The sequence below is a fragment of the Citrobacter sp. TBCS-14 genome (genome assembly GCF_005280805.1).
GTDB classification, from domain to species: domain Bacteria; phylum Pseudomonadota; class Gammaproteobacteria; order Enterobacterales; family Enterobacteriaceae; genus Citrobacter; species Citrobacter gillenii.
In genome coordinates, this window is record NZ_SZWM01001205.1 from 1 (window position 1) to 223 (window position 223).

At 45.3% G+C, this 223-nt stretch carries 1 pseudogene; it reads right to left on the reverse strand.

Annotation, left to right across the window (positions count from 1 at the left end):
• Positions 1-146: pseudogene (locus FDX22_RS32825) on the reverse strand (sensor domain-containing diguanylate cyclase); the annotation flags it as partial.
• Positions 147-223: the final 77 nt, after the last annotated feature.

The window sequence follows — 223 nt, forward strand, 5'->3', positions numbered from 1 at the left end:
GTGCCTTTTCTGAGAGGGGGGAAACACGGGGCCTGCATAAGTTCCCGTGCAACGGTATTGGCGAACACCAGTTCTTCGGTATGTGGCGAAACGATCCAGACCGGAATGGTTAATAAATCCAGTGAATGCAGCTCGTTTATGCTCATCGATAATCCCGTTATCTTCATATGCTGTGTTGCCGGTTTATTGGCGAATTTTTTTAATTATGCAATCTCACAATGTT